The organism is Pseudomonas sp. WHRI 8519, from assembly GCF_040224055.2.
Lineage (GTDB): Bacteria > Pseudomonadota > Gammaproteobacteria > Pseudomonadales > Pseudomonadaceae > Aquipseudomonas > Aquipseudomonas putida_X.
The window spans coordinates 1,238,597-1,253,761 of sequence record NZ_CP167996.1; the positions used below are offsets into that span (position 1 = coordinate 1,238,597).

Annotated in this window: 14 protein-coding genes; 10 read left to right on the forward strand and 4 right to left on the reverse strand. The window is 62.5% G+C overall.

Features of this window, described 5'->3' with window-relative positions:
• Positions 1-113 precede the first annotated feature (113 nt).
• Positions 114-1,229, reverse strand: a complete 1,116-nt coding sequence (locus ABRP30_RS05675) for a branched-chain amino acid ABC transporter substrate-binding protein (protein WP_349976634.1) — start codon at positions 1,227-1,229, stop codon at positions 114-116.
• 359 nt (positions 1,230-1,588) lie between these two features.
• Here ABRP30_RS05675 and ABRP30_RS05680 point away from each other — a divergent pair, with 359 nt between their 5' ends.
• Entirely contained in the window at positions 1,589-1,903 is a 315-nt protein-coding gene (locus ABRP30_RS05680; RefSeq protein ID WP_349976636.1) for a DUF2288 domain-containing protein, read from the forward strand.
• A 159-nt stretch (positions 1,904-2,062) separates the two neighbouring features.
• Entirely contained in the window at positions 2,063-2,950 is an 888-nt protein-coding gene (locus tag ABRP30_RS05685) for an NAD(P)-dependent oxidoreductase (protein ID WP_349976637.1), read from the forward strand.
• On the opposite strand, the gene ABRP30_RS05690 is transcribed toward ABRP30_RS05685, so the two are convergent.
• Both ABRP30_RS05690 and rapA read right to left on the reverse strand, forming a co-directional pair.
• Positions 2,850-5,114: an EAL domain-containing protein gene (locus tag ABRP30_RS05690; protein WP_349976638.1), complete on the reverse strand. Its 2,265-nt coding sequence runs from the start codon at positions 5,112-5,114 to the stop codon at positions 2,850-2,852. The two genes, ABRP30_RS05685 and ABRP30_RS05690, sit on opposite strands and share 101 nt — an antisense overlap.
• 197 nt (positions 5,115-5,311) lie before the next feature.
• Positions 5,312-8,158 carry an RNA polymerase-associated protein RapA gene (rapA, locus tag ABRP30_RS05695; RefSeq protein ID WP_349976639.1) on the reverse strand — a complete coding sequence of 949 codons (2,847 nt, stop codon included), beginning with the start codon at positions 8,156-8,158 and terminating at the stop codon, positions 5,312-5,314.
• 130 nt (positions 8,159-8,288) lie between these two features.
• On the opposite strand from rapA, the gene ABRP30_RS05700 reads away from it, so the two are divergent.
• From ABRP30_RS05700 to ABRP30_RS05730, 7 genes are all read left to right on the forward strand, one after another.
• A complete protein-coding gene (locus ABRP30_RS05700) occupies positions 8,289-8,984 on the forward strand; it encodes a M949_RS01915 family surface polysaccharide biosynthesis protein (RefSeq protein ID WP_241804933.1) in 696 nt (231 codons plus the stop codon).
• A gap of 108 nt (positions 8,985-9,092) precedes the next feature.
• Entirely contained in the window at positions 9,093-9,422 is a 330-nt protein-coding gene (locus tag ABRP30_RS05705; RefSeq protein WP_241804915.1) for an aspartate-semialdehyde dehydrogenase, read from the forward strand.
• Between the two features lie 78 nt (positions 9,423-9,500).
• Entirely contained in the window at positions 9,501-9,662 is a 162-nt protein-coding gene (locus tag ABRP30_RS05710; protein ID WP_012313081.1) for a hypothetical protein, read from the forward strand.
• Positions 9,663-9,797: 135 nt separating this feature from the next.
• A complete protein-coding gene (gene ccoM, locus ABRP30_RS05715; protein ID WP_008097462.1) occupies positions 9,798-9,914 on the forward strand; it encodes a cytochrome c oxidase subunit CcoM in 117 nt (38 codons plus the stop codon).
• Between the two features lie 179 nt (positions 9,915-10,093).
• Positions 10,094-12,082 carry an FUSC family protein gene (locus ABRP30_RS05720; RefSeq protein ID WP_267821492.1) on the forward strand — a complete coding sequence of 663 codons (1,989 nt, stop codon included), beginning with the start codon at positions 10,094-10,096 and terminating at the stop codon, positions 12,080-12,082.
• Positions 12,069-12,275, forward strand: a complete 207-nt coding sequence (locus ABRP30_RS05725; RefSeq protein ID WP_241804917.1) for a DUF1656 domain-containing protein — start codon at positions 12,069-12,071, stop codon at positions 12,273-12,275. The genes ABRP30_RS05720 and ABRP30_RS05725 overlap by 14 nt, the downstream gene beginning before the upstream one ends.
• Before the next feature lie 11 nt (positions 12,276-12,286).
• On the forward strand, positions 12,287-13,153 hold the full coding sequence (locus ABRP30_RS05730; RefSeq protein WP_349976641.1) for an HlyD family secretion protein: 867 nt from the start codon (positions 12,287-12,289) through the stop codon (positions 13,151-13,153).
• 14 nt (positions 13,154-13,167) lie between these two features.
• Here ABRP30_RS05730 and ABRP30_RS05735 read toward each other — a convergent pair whose 3' ends face one another.
• Positions 13,168-14,385, reverse strand: a complete 1,218-nt coding sequence (locus ABRP30_RS05735) for a GAF domain-containing sensor histidine kinase (protein WP_349976642.1) — start codon at positions 14,383-14,385, stop codon at positions 13,168-13,170.
• A gap of 185 nt (positions 14,386-14,570) precedes the next feature.
• Here ABRP30_RS05735 and ABRP30_RS05740 point away from each other — a divergent pair, with 185 nt between their 5' ends.
• On the forward strand, positions 14,571-14,894 hold the full coding sequence (locus ABRP30_RS05740) for a DUF2025 family protein (RefSeq protein WP_349976643.1): 324 nt from the start codon (positions 14,571-14,573) through the stop codon (positions 14,892-14,894).
• Positions 14,895-15,165 lie beyond the last annotated feature (271 nt).

Consider the following 15,165-nt stretch of genomic DNA (forward strand, 5'->3'; position numbering starts at 1 on the left):
AGATTTTCAGGTGAACCGGCCCCCGGATCGCGGGAGTCAGGTCCATGAACCTCGTAAAACAAAGCCCACTGCTCGCACAGTGGGCTTTTACGGTCAGCTATTTAGTCACGCAGTTATTGAGGGGAGACTTCGGTCTTCGGCTTGCCGAAGTGCCATTCGTAGACCACGAACTTGAAGTCTTTCAGGTCGCCTTTTTCGTCGAACGACAGCGTGCCGGTCGGGGTCTTGAAGGAGCCGGCGTGGATGGCGTCTGCCACCTTGTCGGTGTCTTCGGACTTGGCGGCCTCGATGCCTTTGGCGATCAGCTCCACGGCGGAGTAGGCCGGGAACACGAATGGACCGCTCGGGTCCTTCTTGTCAGCCTTGATGGCGTCGACGATGGCCTTGTTCTCAGGGTCGGCGTCGAACGACTTCGGCAGGGTGACCAGCAGGCCTTCGGAGGCGTTCTGGGCGATCTGCGAGATCGAGTCGTTACCCACGCCCTCTGGGCCCATGAACTTGGCGTCCAGGCCTTTTTCCTTCGCCTGGCGCAGGATCAGGCCCAGCTCTGGGTGGTAGCCGCCGTAGTAGACGAAGTCGACGTTGTTCTGCTTGAGCTTCTGGATGATCGAGGAGAAGTCCTTGTCACCAGCGTTCAGGCCTTCGAACACGGCAACCTTGGTGCCTTTCTTCTCCAGGGTTTGTTTGACCGCAGTGGCGATACCTTCGCCGTATTGCTGCTTGTCGTGCAGCACTGCAACGACCTTCGGCTTGACGTAATCGGCGATGTAGTTGCCGGCGGCCGGGCCTTGGGCGCTGTCCAGGCCGATGGTGCGGAAGATCAGCTTGTAGCCACGGGCGGTGATTTCCGGCGAGGTGGCGGCCGGGGTGATCATGATCACGCCTTCGTCTTCGTAGATGTCGGACGCTGGCTGGGTGGAGCTGGAGCACAGGTGGCCGATGACGAACTTGACGCCGTCGTTGACCACTTTGTTGGCGACGGCCACGGCCTGTTTAGGGTCGCAAGCGTCGTCGTATTCCATGGCTTCAAGCATTTTGCCATCGACGCCACCTTTGGCGTTGATGTCCTTGATGGCCTGTTTCGCGCCGATGAACTGCATGTCGCCGTATTGGGTCACAGGACCCGTCTTGGGACCGGCGATGCCGATCTTGATGGTATCGGCGGCAAACGAATGGCTGGCTACCCCGGCCAGTACCATTGCGGCGAACAGCTTGGAAATCTTGATCATAGTGCTCCACTCATTCTGTTGTAATTCTTATAGTCCTGGCGGCCAGGGCTACAGACCGGGCGGGACTCGCGGTATGGCCACGCCATACTGCATGCCCACCTTCCCCCGGAACATGTCCCGGAACTGTACCGGTACAGTGTAGAGCGCTGCCCGAGCGCTTGAAAAGCGGGCGAAAAGCGCCTGTTTCGCGGGTTGTCGCATGGTCGACACAAAGATACAGAAAGGCGCCACTAGATTGCCTGCATCTTTGGCCCAACCCCACAAGTTCTGGGCCAATCGACCAAATTACATATTTGAAACCGGGTTTTTCTGCAAAAATGCCGACCTTTTTTATTGGCTGATATTTGCGGTAAAAACCCATGACTGATCAAACAAGCACCCTCTATGCCAAATTGCTCGGCGAGACGGCAACTATCGAGTGGAAAGCTTTGGAGCGTTTCTGGGCAAAGGGTGACCTGATTTGGGTCGACCCTGGCCTGGACCTGATAGCGGTTGCCGAAGTGATGGCTGAGAATCGCAGCGAGATGTTCGCCAAATGGCGGGATGATGGCACTGTGGGCCCTGTCTCGGCCGAACAGGCGCTCGACCTGCAAACCCGCGATCCAGAGATATGGGCAGTGGTGATTTCGCCGTTCATCCTGATTCAGGTGAAGAGCGCGAAATCTTTCGGTTGATTTTGGTGCGTAAAAATGCGCAGTCGCCCCATTATGGTGCTCGACAGCGTTCAGCTGGGGTAGAGGTAGGTAACAATTCGGCGTGGCGGTAACAGTTTACGGGATGCGTAATGGGGCCTGATAAGGCCCGGATAACCATTGGATTTGCCAGGAGTCGTTATGAGCACTGAACTGCCTTCGCTTGGATTCGCCGGGATCGGTCTGATGGGGCTGCCCATGTGTCGGCGCCTGTTGGCCGCAGGTTACCCGCTGACCGTCTGGAACCGCAGCCCGGAGAAGTGTGCCGAGCTGGTCGCAGCCGGCGCCCGGCTGGCTGCAGATCCTGCGGCGTTGTGCCGGGGCAGTGACATGGTGCTGCTGTGCCTGGCGGATACGGCGGTGGTACGCGAGGTGGTTTTCGGCGAGCGAGGTATCGCCCAGGGTGGGCGCAGTGGGCAACTGCTGATCGACTTGTCCAGCCTTGAGCCGACCGCCACCCGCGAGATGGCTGCCGAGCTGGCCGCCTTGTGCGGCATGGCTTGGCTGGATGCACCCGTGTCCGGTGGCACGCCGGGCGCCGAGGCCGGCACTTTGGCGATCATGGTCGGCGGCGAGGCTGCCGACCTGGAGCGAGCGCGCCCGGTATTGCTTACCCTTGGCCAGCGGGTCACGCACATGGGCGGGGTGGGGGCGGGGCAGGTGACCAAAGCCTGCAATCAGATGATCGTGGCCTGCAACGCCTTGGTGATTGCCGAAGTGGTGGCGTTGGCCGAGCAGTCAGGAGTGGACGCGACGCTGATCGCCCAAGCCCTGGCCGGTGGTTTTGCCGACTCCAGGCCGCTGCAGATCCTGGCACCGCAGATGGCCGAGCGCCGCTTCGAACCGGTCAAATGGCACGTGCGCACGTTGCTCAAAGACCTCGATGGGGCGGTCAAGCTGTCCCGGGAGCAGGGCGCGGCCACCCCGCTCAGTGCCCTCGCCGCGCAATTGATGCGCTTGCACGGTAGCCAGGGGTATCTGCAAAAAGATCCGGCGACCCTGGTAGAGCTGTATCGCAACACGCGCTGACGGCGGCTTCCTGGCGGTCGAGCCGCTCCAGGATCGGCCGCAGCTCGGCCAGCGGTACCGGCCGGCTGAGCAGGTAGCCTTGCAGGTAGTCGCAGCCGTTGGCGGCCAGAAACTCGTGCTGCTCGACGGTTTCTACACCCTCGCTGACCACCTGAAGATGCAGGGTATGGGCCATGGCGATGATCGCCTGTACGATTTCACGGTCTTTCAGGCTGGCCGGCACGTCCTGAAGAAAGCTGCGGTCGATCTTGAGGACGTCCAGAGGCAGGCGCTTGAGGTAAGCCAGTGACGAGTACCCCGTGCCGAAGTCATCGATCGAAAGGCTGACACCCTGGCCACGGATTCGCTTGAGCAGGCTGAGCGTGCGCTGTATGTCGCCCATCAGGGCATTCTCGGTGACCTCGAGTTCCAGGTGTCGAGGGGCCAGCCCCGCCTGGAACAGGGCCATTTCCACTTCTTTGGGCAAGCCGTCATGGCCCAGGGTCACCGCTGAGCAGTTGACCGTGAGCTTGAGGTCGGTGAAGCCATGGCGATGCAACTGCGCCAGGTCATCGCAGGCGTGGCGTAGTACCCAGAGATCCAGGTCGACGATCAGGCCGTTGGCTTCGGCAATGCCGATGAAGCGGTCCGGGCTCAGCAACCCATGCTGCGGGTGCTGCCAGCGTACCAGCGCTTCAAGCTTGGCGACCTGGCCGGTGCCCAGGTGATAGATGGGCTGGTAATGCACGCGCAGCCCACGTTCTTCAAGCAAGGCGATGCGCAGTTCTTCTTCCAGTTGCAGTTCAAGGGTGGCGCGGTTTTTCAGGCTGCTGTTGAAAAAATGCAGGCTGTTGCGCCCGCTGCCCTTGGATTGATACAGGGCAAGGTCGGCATGCTTGAGCAGCTCTTCAGCGGTGAGGCCGTCGTCGGGGTAAATGCTGACACCGATGCTGGTGGTCATGACCATGCGCCGCCCGCCCAGGTCGATGGGGTCCTTCATGCGCTGCATGATGCGCTGTGCCAGGTGGCGTGCTTCGTCAGGCCCATTGAGGCTGGTCACCACGCAGAACTCGTCGCCGCCGAAGCGTGCCACCAGGTCGTGGCTGCGTGTGGCTGCTTTGATATGGCTGGCGATCACCTTGAGCAATTGGTCGCCGGCGTCATGGCCGAGGCTGTCGTTGATCCGTTTGAAATGGTCGATATCGAGGAACATCACCGCCAGGCGATGCTCTTCGGGGTCCTGTTCGGCCAGGCGTTCGGCGAACACCTGATTGAAGCCTCGCCGGTTGACCAGGCTGGTCAGTGCATCGTAGTGAGCGGCCTGCTGCAAAGAAGCGCGCGCCTGGTCCAATTGGCTGAGCAGCATATTCACCCTGCGCAGGTCGTGTTCCTTGCTCTGCAGCTTTTTGTCGGCCAAGGCAGCGCTGATGCTGCTTGCGCTGATCAGCAGGGTGATGAAAGCCACCGTCAGGCCCAGTTGCAGGCTGTTGTCGGCGGATGGCAAGCGCAGGGCGGTGTCGGCAGGAATGACCAGCGTCATGGCGGCCATGGCGGTGAAATGGGTAGCCACGATGCCGCCGGCCATGAGCAGGCTCGCGCCATATTTCAGGGCTTGGTGCACCGTACCGCTGCCGTTGCGGAAGTAGCGGGCCATCAGCAGTGCGGCCAGGCTGGTCAGCAGGGCGATGGCGGTGCTGGCCAGCAACAGCTCGGTTTGGTAGTACTGCTTGGCCCCGGTCTGCAACGCCGCCATGCCGACGAAGTGCATCAGCAGGATGCCCAGGCCGATCAGCAGGGCGCTTTGCAGGTAATGCTCTGGGCCCATGCGCTCGCGATCGAGGCTGGTCATCGCCATCCAGGCCGCACCCAGGGCAATCAGCAGCGAAAGGCCGGTCAGCGGTGCATCGTAGTGCAGCTCCAGCGGCGCCCTGAACGCCAGCATGCTGATGAAATGCATCGCCCAGATACCCCCGGCCAGGCAGCAGGCACCCAGCATGCGCCATTGCCTCTGTGCAGCCGGTTGTTCGCTGTGTGACTGGCGCTCGGCCATGTCCAGGGTGGCGAAACAGGCAGCGCTGGCCACCGCGAAGGCGATCAGGATCAGTAGTGGTTCATGACGGCAGTCGATGACGATGCTGCCGCTAGCCGGCACATCGGAGAACAGTTGCAGTCCCAGCCATTCCATTGCGTGCCCCATGGTCGAGTTCGCACGGGTCTCCATTCAATCCCCAGGAGACTATCCACAAAGGAGTATAGGAACCGGTGATTAAACCTTCCGGGGTAATGGCTCTTTGATTGCAACGATTTGGTTATGAGGTTGATAACGCAGAGGTATAAAGGAGCGGGAGGTGCGCTGGCACCTCCCGCTCCCTGCGGTCAGGCTTAGCCAGCCACCAGCACGCGGATGGCCTCCAGGCGCAGCGCTGCCTTTTCGAGCATCGCCAAGCCATCTTCACGCTGCTTGCGCAGGGCGTCGATTTCGCTGTCGCGGACGCTTGGGTTCACGGCTTTCAGAGCGGTCAGACGCGCCAGTTCTTCGTCCGCTTCGGCGGCCAAGCGGCGTTGCGCCTCTGCCACGCGCTCGACGTGGGTCGGCATGATCTTGGCTTCACCGCCACTGATGCGCTTGGCCAGCACGTCGCGCTGGGCCTGCACGAACTTGTTGGCACTGGCCCGAGGCACGCTTTCGAGTTGCTCGTTGAGCGTTTCGAAGGCCACGCGCGAGGCCAGGTCGTTGCCGTTGGCATCGAGCAGGCAGCGCAGCGCCGCAGGCGGCAGGTAGCGGCCCAACTGCAGGCTGCGCGGCGCAACCACCTCGCTGACGAACAGCAGCTCCAGCAGCACGGTGCCAGGCTTGAGCGCCTTGTTCTTGATCAGCGCGACGGCGGTGTTGCCCATCGAGCCGGACAGCACCAGGTCCATGCCGCCCTGCACCATCGGGTGTTCCCAGGTGAGGAACTGCATGTCTTCGCGCGACAGCGCCTGGCCACGGTCGTACGTGATGGTGACGCCTTCGTCATCGCCCAGCGGGAAGCTGGCGTCGAGCATCTTCTCGCTCGGTTTGAGGATCAGGGCGTTCTCCGAGTGGTCTTCGCTGTCGATGCCGAAGGCGTCGAACAGGGTTTCCATGTAGATCGGCAGTGCGAACTGGTCGTCCTGCTCAAGGATGTCCTGGACCAGCGCCTGGCCTTCGCCAGCACCGCCGGAGTTGAGCTCCAGCAGGCGGTCGCGGCCGCTGTGCAGTTCTGCTTCCAGGCGTTCACGCTCGCCTTTGGCTTCTGCTACCAGGCCATCCCATTGCTTGCTGTCCCCGCCTTCGAGCATCGGCAGCAGGCGTGGGCCGAACGTGTGCTGCAGGGCGTTGCCGGTCGGGCAGGTGTTGAGGAAGGCGTTGAGTGCTTCGTGGTACCACTGGAACAGGCGCTCTTGCGGGCTTTCCTGCAGGTAAGGGATGTGCAGCTGGATGATGTGCTTCTGACCGATCCGGTCGAGGCGGCCGATGCGCTGCTCAAGCAGGTCGGGGTGGGCCGGCAGGTCGAACATCACCAGGTGGTGGGCGAACTGGAAGTTGCGCCCTTCACTGCCGATCTCGGAGCAGATCAGCACCTGGGCGCCGAACTCTTCGTCGGCGAAGTAGGCTGCGGCGCGGTCGCGCTCAAGGATGCTCATGCCTTCATGGAAAACCGAGGCCGGAATGCCGGAGCGCACGCGCAGGGCGTCTTCCAGGTCCATGGCGGTTTCGGCGTGGGCGCAGATCACCAGGACCTTGGTGCGCTTGAGCATCTTCAGCGTGTCGATCAGCCAGTCGACGCGAGGGTCGAAACGCCACCAGCGCTCGTCGTCGCCGACTTCACCTTGGGCCTGGAACGCGACTTCCGGGTACAGCTCGGCGTGCTCGCCGGCTGGCAGGTCGCGGTATTGTTCTGGCATTGGCAGCGGGTAGGGGTGCAGTTCGCGCTCCGGGAAGCCCTGGATGGCCGCGCGGGTGTTACGGAACAGGACGCGGCCCGTGCCATGGCGGTCAAGCAGTTCGCGGATCAGGCGGGCGCTCGCCTGGCTGTCGCCATCGCTGACGGCGGCCAGCAGGGCGTCGCCCTCGGCACCCAGGAAACCTTGAATGGTGGCGTGGGCCTTGGGCGACAGGCGGCCTTCGTCGAGCAGTTCCTGGACGGCTTCTGCCACCGGGCGATAGTGCTCGCTTTCGGCGCGGAAGGCTGCCAGGTCATGGAAGCGATTGGGGTCGAGCAGGCGCAGGCGCGCGAAGTGACTGTCCTGACCAAGTTGTTCCGGGGTGGCGGTGAGCAACAGTACGCCCGGAATGACCTGGGCCAGTTGCTCGACCAGGCTGTATTCGGTGCTGGCCTTGTCTTCGTGCCACACCAGGTGGTGGGCTTCATCGACTACCATCAGGTCCCAGCCCGCAGCGAACAGCGCATCCTGGGCTTTTTCATCCTCGACCAGCCATTCCAGGGCGACCAGCGCCAACTGGGCGTCTTCGAACGGGTTGCTGGCGTCGCTTTCAATGAAACGTTCGGCGTCGAACAGTGCCACCTGCAGGTTGAAGCGCCGACGCATTTCCACCAGCCATTGGTGCTGGAGGTTTTCCGGCACCAGGATCAGCACGCGGTTGGCACGCCCGGTCAGCAACTGGCGATGGATCACCAGGCCCGCTTCAATGGTTTTGCCCAGGCCCACTTCGTCGGCCAGCAGTACGCGCGGGGCGCTGCGGTCCGCCACTTCACGGGCGATGTGCAACTGGTGGGCGATCGGCTGCGCGCGGCAGCCACCCAGGCCCCACAGCGACGACTGGACCTGCTTGCTGGTGTGCTGCAGCGTGTTGTAGCGCAGGCTGAACCAGGACAATGGGTCGATCTGGCCGGCGAACAGCCGGTCGCTGGCCAGGCGGAACTGGATGAAATTCGACAGCTGGGTTTCCGGCAGGGTGCGCGGCTGGTTCTGGCCGTCGAGGCCGTGGTAGACCATCAGCCCGTCGATGTCCTCGACTTCGCGTACCGTCAGTTTCCAGCCTTCGAAGTGGGTGATCTGATCACCTGGCGAGAAGCGCACGCGGGTCAGCGGCGCATTGCGCAGGGAATACTGGCGGGTGTCGCCAGTGGCCGGGTAGAGCACGGTCAGCAAGCGGCCATCCTGGGCCAGGATGGTCCCCAGGCCGAGCTCCGCTTCGCTGTCACTGATCCAGCGTTGCCCCGGTTGATACTGCTGCGCCATACTGCCTGAACTCCCGCGATGAAAAGCCGGCTATGTTAACGGATAGGCCCGGCGGACCATAGAGTTGAAGTCCAAGAGTCTAGCTGTTTCATCGCACAATACCGTCTTGCCGATGAGGGCAACCCACGCCATGCCGCTCAAGCACCGCTGGTTGAACGCTTCTCTGGCCGTGGGCAGCCTCGTGCTGCTGGCCGCTTGCGAGCAGAAAAACTTCGAAAGCCTGCCTGCAATCCCGGTGGAGCAGCTCGAAGTGCTGGGGGTGCAGACACCGATCAAGAGCGTGCATTTCCGTGACCGGGACGGTGAAGGCCTGCTGGTGCTCAGCCGCAGCGATGGCCAGGCGGTCGATGCCGAGTCCGAGCAGGAAGTCGACAAGGTGGTGCTCAAGGCCACGCTGTACGGGCGAAACACCGAGGGCGATGGGTTCAAGCCGCGCTGGCAGATCGAGCAGGAAACCACCTGCCCTGGCCTGGACCTGGATGTCGACTTTTACAACGATGTCAGCGATGTGGGCGACCTGAACAAAGACGGCATCGCCGAGGTGACGGTGGCCAGCCATGCGTTCTGCGGCGGTGGTATCGATCCCCACGACATCGCCATCGAGATGCGCGAGGGCCAGACCAGTTACACCATCACCGGGCAGTCGCTGATCACCCCGGCAGGCGAAGAGCCGATCGGTGGCGTTCGCCAGGACAGTGCCTCGCTGAAGAACGCGGCGCCAGTGCTGCGCGAGCACATGGACGCGGTCTGGCAGCAGGTCTTCAAGCGCCCCTGGAGCGAGGCCAGCCCGCCAAGTGATCAAGACCCTTATGACGAAGTGCCGTAGCCGCTGTCTATACTGGCATGACATGGCCGACGCCGGCCGCATTACCTTGCTCGCCAACGCTCAAGGCGGCTGACAACCGGCCGATACAGTGGGCACAGGAGAATTCTCATGCTGCCGCCGATCATTCCGCTCAGTGCCGCCCCAGTGACCTCGCAACAGGACCCGGTCAAGCCGACCCCGGACATCAAGCCGGTAGTCCCCACGCAGCCTGCATCAGGTGAGAGCGCCATCGACCTCAAACAGCAACGCGACCCGCAGGAGCAGGTCCTGTTGCTGCGCGAGGAGCAGCGCCGGCAGCAGCGGCGTCATCAACAGAGGGGCGACGAGCGCTACAGCGCCTTGCCGGGTGACGAAGTCAACGGCGACAACACGGTACCGGTAGCTCCGCTGATGGGCGAGCAGACGCGCCAGGGGCTGCTGGTCGATATCGAAATCTAGGGGCCCTGTGCCGCGGGGCTGGTCATGACCCACGCCTGGCTGCATCATGCAAGTCTCTGTTGATCCTCGAGCCCACCCATGAGCCAAGACAACCTCATCGACTTCGATGCCGAACGTGCCAAGCGCGTGCACGACCTCAAGGAAAAGCGCCTGAACGAAGTGCGTCAGGCGTTCGAGCAAGCCATGCCGCTGGGCAAGGCGAAGAAAAAGAAGCCCAAGAGCAAGCCCAAGAAGCGCTGAAACTTGACGCAGGTCAACCCTGCACCCGCCTCGCGTGCCCGGCCCCGGGCACCATTGACTTCGATCAATTCCCCCGCGCCCCTTATTCGTTACCTTGCATCCATCGGACAACGGCAAATGAATCGGGAGGCCGACATGTTCTTCGACAATGTGGTTATCGCTGGTGTGGTAACGGTCGGGCTGATGTTCGCGTTCTTTGCCGGTCTGGGCATTTTCATCTGGAAGGACTCGAACAAGCGCAAGCCGCGCTGACCTTCCAGCTTCACGGGCACGCAAGGCATTTAGGGCGACTTCGGTCGCCCATTTTTTTTGTCTTGATGGTCGAGATGACAGCACTTTAAAGATGATTAGCTAGCTAATTATTCGTTTCAGCATTATCCTTCCCTCCGTTGTCTATCGTTTACCAGATCAGCCCCCGCAAGGTCCGTTTCGTGCCAATCACCCTCCAGGCCCTGTTCGCACCCAGCAGCCTCGCCATCAAATTCGCCATCAAAACCCTGCTTGGCGGCGGCCTTGCCCTGTGGCTGGCCATGCGCTGGGGGCTGGAGCAGCCTTCCTGGGCGCTGATGACCGCGTTCATCGTCGCTCAACCCCTGTCGGGCATGGTGGTACAGAAGGGCCTTGCACGCTTGGCCGGGACATTGGTCGGCACCTTCATGTCGGTGCTGTTCATGGCGCTGTTCGCCCAGACGCCCTGGCTTTTTCTCATTACGCTGGCGTTGTGGCTGGCCCTGTGTACCGCGGCCTCGACCCAACTGCGCAGCGCCTGGGCGTATGCCTTCGTACTGGCCGGCTACACCGCAGCGATCATCGCCTTGCCCGCGATCGACAAGCCCCTGCAAGTGTTCGATCAGGCGGTAGCGCGTTGTACCGAGATTTGCCTGGGAATCTTCTGCGCAACGGCCACCAGCGCCTTGCTCTGGCCGATGCGGGTGGAGCAGCAGCTTGCCGGGCAGGCGCGCCAGGCCTGGCACAGCGGGTTCCAGGCCGCCAGTGCCATGCTTGGCGGTGAAGACCAGGCGCGCGAAGGCCTGCTGGAGATCCTCGGGCGCCTCGTTGCCATCGATACCCAGCGCGAACATGCCTGGTTCGAGGGCCCGCGCGGGCGCCAGCGGGCCAGAGCCATTCGTGGCCTGAGCCAGAAACTGATGGTACTGCTACGGATTTCACGTTCGGTGCGTCGCCAGTGGCAGCAGCTGGATGAACAGCAAGCCCTGCGTCTTGGCCCGTGGCTGGAAGAAGTGCGCGCCCTGCTGGTCAAGCCCGATCAGCCGAGCCTGTTGGTGTTGCGTCAGCGCATCTGGGACGCCGCGCATGATGAGCAGATCAGCTCTGCCGAGCATTTTTGCCTGGCCCGCATGACCCTGCTACTGGACTACGCCATGGCTGCCTCACAGGCACTTGATGATGTCGAAGCGGGCAGGGCGCCGAAGGATGTCGCGCAGGGGCTGGCAGCCCACCGCGACTGGTCGCTGGCGTTGCTGTTCGGCTCCCGCAGTGCGCTGGCATTTTTGGTGATGAGTGGTTTCTGGCTTGCCACTGCCTGGCCTTCCGCGCCCGGTGGCCTGGTGCTGACGTGTGTGGTCTGCAGCCTGTTCGCCAGCCGTGAAAATGGTGCGCAGATCGGCCTCAGCTTCTTGCGTGGCATCCTGCTGGCGATCCCGACGGCATTGCTGGTGGGGCAGATCATCTTGCCGCAATGGAGCAGTTTCGCCCTGCTGTGCCTGGGCATGGGCGTGCCTCTGTTCTTTGGTGCTCTGGGTATGGCTCACCCGCGCACCGGCGCCACGGCGACTTCTTATTGCTTGCACTTCATCGTATTGGTGTCGCCGCTCAATGCCATGCAGTTCGGTGTGGCGACCATGCTCAACAGTGCCCTGGCCATGCTGGTGGGCGTAGGTGCGGCGGTCATGGCGTTTCGCCTGCTGGTGTTCCGTCACCCGGCCTGGCTTGGGCGGCGTCTGCGCGCGGCGACCCAAAGCGACCTGGTGCGCCTGACCCGGCGTGACCTGCGCGGTGCCGACAGCTGGTTTGGTGGGCGCATGGCCGACCGCCTGATGCAATTGGCACGGCACGCCGGCGAGCTGCAAGAAGCCGAACGCAAGCGTTGGGACGATGGCCTGCATGGTCTGGACATCGGCGACGAACTGGTGCACTTGCGCATGTGCCTGGCGGTCGCCCAGGCGCCGCTTGGGGATGCCGAACGGGAATATCTGCAGCAACTGGAAACAGTCTTGGCCAGTGGGCCGGCGGCCGGCCGAGGGCAGTGGCTGGATGCCGCCAGCGAGCGATTCATCGCGGCGCTACGACGCTTGCCGGCGAGTGACCCGTTACGCCTGGCCGAAGGGGCAGTGTTGCAGTTGCAGAAAAGCTGGGGCAAATGGTGCCGCTGGCAGGAGGAAGCCCATGGGGTTGCGTGAGTGGGCATTGGGCGGCGTGCTGCTCAGCCCTTTTCTGATCTACGTGCTGATGGCGCTGGTGCTTACCGGGTTGTTGCGCTTTGTCGTGCAAGCCACACCATTGGCGCGCTGGATCTGGCATGAAGCGCTGTTCGACGCGGCGTTGTTCGTTTGTGTGCTCTATCTGGTAGTCCGCCTGCTGGGGCCTTTGTAAGGAGTGATTCGATGCGTGCTGTCGTCCGTATCCTGGTGACCCTCTGTTTGGTCGCCATTGCCGTTCTGGCCGGCTATAAACTCTGGCAGTACTACATGCTCACCCCATGGACACGTGATGCACGGGTGCGGGCCGACGTGGTGGTCATCGCGCCCGATGTGTCGGGCTGGGTGCGTGAGCTCAAGGTGCAGGACAACCAGCGGGTCAAGGCTGGCGAGCTGTTGATGAGCATAGACCGCGAGCGCTTCCAGGCCGCGTTCGACCAGGCCAGCGCCGTGGCCGAGACACGCACCCAGCAGTTGCATCTGCGTGAGCGCGAAGCTGCGCGGCGCACGGCGCTGGGGCCGGAGGCGATCAGTGCCGAGCTGCGCGAAAACGCGCAAATCAATGCCGCCATTGCCCGCGGTGAGTTGCATGAGGCGCAAGCTCAGTTACAGGTGGCGAAAATCAACCTTGCCCGCAGCGAAGTGCGAGCACCGCGCAGCGGGCACATCACCAACTTGCGCCTGGCTCAGGGCAACTATGTCAATACCGGCCAGTCGGTAATGGCCCTGGTGGATGACTCGACCTTTTATATCCAGGCTTATTTCGAGGAAACCAAATTGCCGCGCATCCGTGTGGGCGATTCGGTGAAGGTCTGGTTGATGGGGGCAGGAGAGGCCATGCAGGGGCATGTGGAAAGCATCAGCCGGGGTATCACCGACAAGAACAGCAACCCTGACAGCCAGTTGTTGCCAGAGGTTGAGCCAACCTTCAACTGGGTAAGGCTGGCCCAGCGAATACCGGTGCGCATCCGGCTCGACGACATTCCCGAAGGCATGAACCTCAGCGCGGGGATGACGGCCAGTGTGCAGGTGCACGAGGATGCGCCTGAGTGATCCTCCGCGATGCGTTACAGGCTGGCCGTCGACGGCCCCGGCACCTGCCTCGGTGCAGTGGCCGGCAAGTGAAAGCTGAACAGCGTGCCGGTTAGCTCATCTGAGATGACCTGCATGCGTCCACCGTGGGCCAGGGCTATCTGGTTGGCTATATAAAGGCCAAGCCCAAGCCCCTGTCTTGGCCCCGCAGACAGCGGCCTGGTAAAGGGCTTGAACAGTTGGTCCAGGGTTTGTGAGGCGATGGGGAGCCCATTGTTGTGCACGCTAAGCGCGAACTCCCCGTCGGCGATCGCCGCCCTGACCGTCACCGGCCCGTCAGGCGCACCATGGATCAGCGCGTTGGCGATAAGGTTGGAGAGCAGCTGGGCCACCCGTTCGCGATCACAGTACAGGCCGCCGATATCTCCGATCTGAAGCACGATGTGCCGCTGTGGGTGGATGTGCTGCAGTTCTGCAGCGACATGCATGAGGCCTTCGGCAAGGTCCGGGCAGGCCTCGAGGTTCAAGGGGATGCCGCTGCCAAGCCGGCCTCGGGCAAAATCCAGCACGTCGCGTACCAGCTGTGCGGCGCGCTGCCCGCAAGTGTGGATGTGGCGGGCGATCCCACGCTGCTTGTCGTCATCCAGGCGCTGAATCAACAGTTCGGCGCCTGCGGTGATGGCGAACAGAGGGTTGCGCAGGTCGTGGCCGAGCACTGCGATGAACTGTTCGCGCACTTCGGCCATCGCCCGTTCCTCACGCAGGGCGCGCTCGGTGTGCTGGACGCTCTCTTCATTCTCGATCTGGATGGCGAGCACGCGGGCGAACGACTCCATCATGGGCTGGATGGCCTGGCCTTTGAGCGAGGCCGGATTCGGGTCCAGGGCGCAGATGGTGCCGAAGAAGCTGCCATCTGTACGGAACACCGGTACGGATATGTAGCTTTCGAAGCGATAGAGCTGCGGCGTATGGTGGTGGCAGTAGCGCTCATCTTCGCTGGCTTTATCGATCACGATGGTCTGGTGAGAGCTGCGAATTTCGTGGCACAGCGTGGTTGCCAATTCGAGCTCGCCGCCCACCTCGAGGCCAAAGCCCAGATTGTCGAGTACGGCGCAGGCGGTCCAGTTGCTTTCGGTAACCCGTGCCACGGCGGCGAAACGCATGCCGGTGGATTCGCAGATGACCTGAAGGATGGCGGGCACGGCGCTGATGCGGCCGATGGTGGCGATATCGGCGCTGATGGCGTTGGTCATGAACGGTCCCAAAATTGGCGACGGAATAGATTTAGCCCATCAGTCTAGCGGGGCGGTTGGGTCAATGGCGAAAAACCTTGGCGAAACGGCCAGCGATTGAGCTAGGCTGGCCTTGCGCGTCGCCCACCAGAGGCGACCGTTGCCCGCCTGGCGTGCGTCACTTCCAGTTATTGCGAGGTTTCGACATGGCCATCACATCCCAGGACATCTGCAGCGCAGCCGACCAGCTCAAGGGCTTTGTCGGCTTTCATGGCAAACGCGGCGTCCATATCGTACGGTTCAGCGAAGACGCGTTCGGTATGGACGTGGCCGACGAGAGCATCATCCCGTGCAGCGAGTTCGTCTGGCGGCCAGCGCAGGGCGCGCACATGGCGCTGTGCCGCCAGCGCCTGTCGCTGCTGCTGGAGCAGCATGTGGACGATCGGCTGAACATTGCCGAACCGCTGCGCCAGTACATGCGGCGCACGGACCTGCCGGAAATTCTGGCGCAGCGCTCCTTGCGCTGCTGACGGTGCCGCGGCGGTGATAATGCTCTTGAAATGGCCGATATCGATCAGAGCAATTACTGATGGCGTTTGCAGGTTCTGGCAAGCTTGGACGCGAAGCTGGAGCCAATGCTTCCAGCCACAGTGATCCAGCAGCCCGGTCAGACTAGCAATCCGGCTCAGGTACCGGGGCCGGCGCTTGTGTCCGGCAAGCTTGATCACCAGGCGGTAGCGCACCTAGCCCGGACCAGTGGATAGAGTGTCAGCATTGGCAGCTTGATGTGGCCCCTGGTTA

Excerpts from the sequence above, each read along its gene's own strand:
- ABRP30_RS05675 (WP_349976634.1), bottom strand. The coding sequence starts at position 1,229 with ATGATCAAGATTTCCAAGCTGTTCGCCGCAATGGTACTGGCCGGGGTA.
- ABRP30_RS05680 (WP_349976636.1), top strand. The coding sequence starts at position 1,589 with ATGACTGATCAAACAAGCACCCTCTATGCCAAATTGCTCGGCGAGACG.
- ABRP30_RS05685 (WP_349976637.1), top strand. The coding sequence starts at position 2,063 with ATGAGCACTGAACTGCCTTCGCTTGGATTCGCCGGGATCGGTCTGATG.
- ABRP30_RS05690 (WP_349976638.1), bottom strand. The coding sequence starts at position 5,114 with ATGGAATGGCTGGGACTGCAACTGTTCTCCGATGTGCCGGCTAGCGGC.
- rapA (WP_349976639.1), bottom strand. The coding sequence starts at position 8,158 with ATGGCGCAGCAGTATCAACCGGGGCAACGCTGGATCAGTGACAGCGAA.
- ABRP30_RS05700 (WP_241804933.1), top strand. The coding sequence starts at position 8,289 with ATGCCGCTCAAGCACCGCTGGTTGAACGCTTCTCTGGCCGTGGGCAGC.
- ABRP30_RS05705 (WP_241804915.1), top strand. The coding sequence starts at position 9,093 with ATGCTGCCGCCGATCATTCCGCTCAGTGCCGCCCCAGTGACCTCGCAA.
- ABRP30_RS05710 (WP_012313081.1), top strand. The coding sequence starts at position 9,501 with ATGAGCCAAGACAACCTCATCGACTTCGATGCCGAACGTGCCAAGCGC.
- ccoM (WP_008097462.1), top strand. The coding sequence starts at position 9,798 with ATGTTCTTCGACAATGTGGTTATCGCTGGTGTGGTAACGGTCGGGCTG.
- ABRP30_RS05725 (WP_241804917.1), top strand. The coding sequence starts at position 12,069 with ATGGGGTTGCGTGAGTGGGCATTGGGCGGCGTGCTGCTCAGCCCTTTT.
- ABRP30_RS05730 (WP_349976641.1), top strand. The coding sequence starts at position 12,287 with ATGCGTGCTGTCGTCCGTATCCTGGTGACCCTCTGTTTGGTCGCCATT.
- ABRP30_RS05735 (WP_349976642.1), bottom strand. The coding sequence starts at position 14,385 with ATGACCAACGCCATCAGCGCCGATATCGCCACCATCGGCCGCATCAGC.
- ABRP30_RS05740 (WP_349976643.1), top strand. The coding sequence starts at position 14,571 with ATGGCCATCACATCCCAGGACATCTGCAGCGCAGCCGACCAGCTCAAG.